This window comes from Vicinamibacteria bacterium (assembly GCA_035620555.1).
GTDB lineage: Bacteria > Acidobacteriota > Vicinamibacteria > Marinacidobacterales > SMYC01 > DASPGQ01.
This window is the reverse complement of sequence record DASPGQ010000667.1, coordinates 1-2,891: the sequence shown is the minus strand read 5'-3', so window position 1 is coordinate 2,891 and position 2,891 is coordinate 1. Positions and strand designations below refer to the sequence as shown.

The 2,891-nt window shown below is 62.8% G+C and carries 2 protein-coding genes; both read right to left on the bottom strand.

Annotated features, from left to right (window positions below):
- The coding region (locus VEK15_27105) for a hypothetical protein (protein HXV64397.1) at window positions 1-1,812 on the bottom strand (1,812 nt) is incomplete at its 3' end.
- 77 nt (window positions 1,813-1,889) lie between these two features.
- On the bottom strand, window positions 1,890-2,582 hold the full coding sequence (locus VEK15_27100) for a hypothetical protein (protein ID HXV64396.1): 693 nt from the start codon (window positions 2,580-2,582) through the stop codon (window positions 1,890-1,892).
- Window positions 2,583-2,891 lie beyond the last annotated feature (309 nt).

The window sequence follows — 2,891 nt, the reverse complement described above, 5'->3', positions numbered from 1 at the left end:
GGCTCTGCTCCGGGCGGCAGCCTCGATGCGTTGGCGCAGGATTTCTGCGCGGACGATTCTCCGATCGTTACGGGGTAGTGAGGCAAAGTCCGCTTGAAGGTCCTCTTCGGCCGCCCTGCGCTCAGAGGGAGACGATCCGAGGACCTGAGATCGCCTCGCGATGTCGAGGTCTGCGAATGCGTCGGGAAGTTTCTCCAGGGACCCGCACAGGATCTCGACGTAGTCGGGCTTGGTCAGGTTGCATGCCAGCGCCGCATCGGCTGGGAGATGCTCGAAGTCGTCCGTCAGCACCTTGCGTCCGCTGCGCCGTCTTTCACCATGCTTCATACGATGGAAGAGGGATTCGAGAAGATTGTTGGTGCGGGCGACGAGGCGGATCCCGCCCCCGACCCTCTTCGGAAGGGAGATCGCGTGGCCCCAGAGCGATTTCCCATGTTCCTTGAGGTGCTGGAGCACGAGGTCGATGGCTTCCCGAGAGTCCTCGGCAGGCCCCCGAGCTGGACGCCGGTTGTGAAGCGACCGCTTGAAGGTGCGAAGCGCCTGGCGGATGTCGCAGAGCTCGGCGACGGCCTCCTGGATGGAGAGGTCCGGCTTGTCGTCTCCAGAAGGCGGCTTCGGATGGAGTCGCAAGACGGCTCGGAGTTCATCGAAAAGCTCTGCACGTGCGGAGACGGTCTTCGCGATCTCGGAGATGCCCGTCGAGGTGTCGACCGGACCGAGTAAGCGAGCAAGTCTCTTGAGAGATCGGCAAGTGGCCTTGCCAGCCGGCGGCTTGCGCAGGAAGGCATCGACGGCGCGACGGGCCTTCCTGGCGCGTTCGTAGAGGTCGAGGTAAGGTCGTTCGAAGGGAAAGCCGAGGTGATTGCCGTCGCGGGCGGAATCGAGCACCCACTGGGCGATCGCGCGCACGGTGGCAAGGCCAGCGCGTCCCTCCGGGAGAACGTGTCCCGAGGCGGCATCCGCAGCCCAGTCGAGCACTTCTTCTCGAAAGATAGGAAGATCCGTGCCGAGTTTACGGCCGAGATCTCGTACGAGTGCCCGGAGTCCTGGACGCAGCTTGTCTTCTCGAAAGCGGCCCCGCAACTTATCGTGGGCAGCCTTGAGGAGGTCCTTGCCGATGTCGCTCAAAAAGTGAAGGTGACAGCCGAGGATGGGGATCTTCAGCTTGAGCTTCCGGACGAAGGCCTTTGCCGCATTGCGCGCGGCGCGGCCGAGATCGCGCATGATCGCGCAGGGAAGACCGAAGCGCTCCGCCACTTCGAGCAGGCATGGCGTGATCTGATCGGCCCGTTCCGTGGGCAGCTTCCAAGCGCCCAGCACCCACTCCCGCCAACCGTTGTAGGCGACCAAGAGCGTGCCGCGGCCGTCTTCGCCGGTGGCATCGAAGTGGAGAGGGTAGCCTCCGTCGCGCCCGATGGCTTCCCGCAGCGCCGGCTGACGGCTCGCATGAAGCTCGGCGAGGTGCTTGAGGAATCGGAGGGCCAGGGTGCTGACCTCGCCGCTGGAGGGTGTTACCCCCTTCTTGGCGAGTTCAGCGAGAATCTCCTCGCGCTGTCGATGATGGACGAAGCGTTCCAGACCGACGAAGACCTCGACGTCGTAGCCGAAGATGGAACCGGGAGGCGCTCGCCGAGAATAGCTCTCCGAACGGAGGGTGACGAGCGCTCCTGATGGATTTCGACATCGCGCCGCGCAGACGCGGACCGTCTCGTAGGCGATGAAACTTCCGTGTTCGAGGGTGACCACGTTCCGCGGGACCGACTTCTGGACCAGGGTCGGCCCGAGGCAGGAGGGACACGGAGGGACGCCCATCTCGACGCGAACGACGATGCCTTGGGTGCTTATCGCCCACCGGCGGCCTTCCGCTTCAAGGCGGGAGATTTCCGTCCTCAGCGTTGCGAGCGTCGCGAGCGAAACTTCGCCGTTTTTTTTAGCCCGTGTTCGTCGAGGATCGCCCTAACTTGTGTGGCGCTGACGCGGATCCCCCGGGCGGCAAGGCGGGCGGCGATCGCCGAGGGCTCCGCTTGCACCTTGGCTCCGTGGATGAGCTCGAGGAGAACCTCGATGACGACCTCCGTTGCGGGCTTCCCCTCGGGCACGGTGGCTTCCCTCTTGAGTTCTTCCCGGCGTCGTTTGATCTGCGCGTTCGCAATGCGCCGCTTCCTGCTGACGTAAAGAAAGTACCTGGCCAGCGGCACACGGCCGATCCGTTCCTCTTCGACGAGGTCGAGGAGGGTGTTGTGAACACGGACGCCGAGGATGAACTCGAGCTCGGGGTGAGTCTGACCGGCTTCGGAATCGTTCACGATGTGCTCGGCAGTGTTTTTCAGCGAGCCGTGCCGCGAGAAGGAGACTCCCAGGTGTTGCCAGAGCCCCTGCTCGTCGAACTCAGGGATGTCCCGAAGGGTGTAGTAGCGACCGGCGTGACTGTAGCTGGTCAGATAACCCATGGAGGAGAGGCGGCGGAAGACGCTCATGCGAGCGCGGGTTCGAAGGGTTTCGAGGAGGGGGTCGAGGGTGACGACGAGCCGCTTTCGAAAGAGCCTCAGCAGGGCGCGGCGGGACTCCATCGGTGGGAGCATAGAGCACCTCGTTACATTTAGGACTCTTCACTTCAAAACAGTCCTAATTGTAACCAACTCGACCGCAGTTTCCACTCGCCGATCTAGGGAATCCCAGGGAGACGCTCGACAGTGCCCCCGACTGCCCTGATACAATCAGGACTCGAGGGTGGTTAGGAAGTCATGAATTGGTAGGGTGTTACGCCGCCCAACCGACTTTTGACACCGTGGGAAAAAGTTCATGCACTAACCATCGATCTTCACGATGTTGTCGATGCTCCGACCCTCAGTGGTCGGGTTACCGGAAGTTCCCATTGGTAGCCCTCCTTC

What these genes read in the sequence shown, in the direction of transcription:
- VEK15_27100 (HXV64396.1), bottom strand. Translation starts at nt 2,582, where the DNA reads ATGCTCCCACCGATGGAGTCCCGCCGCGCCCTGCTGAGGCTCTTTCGA.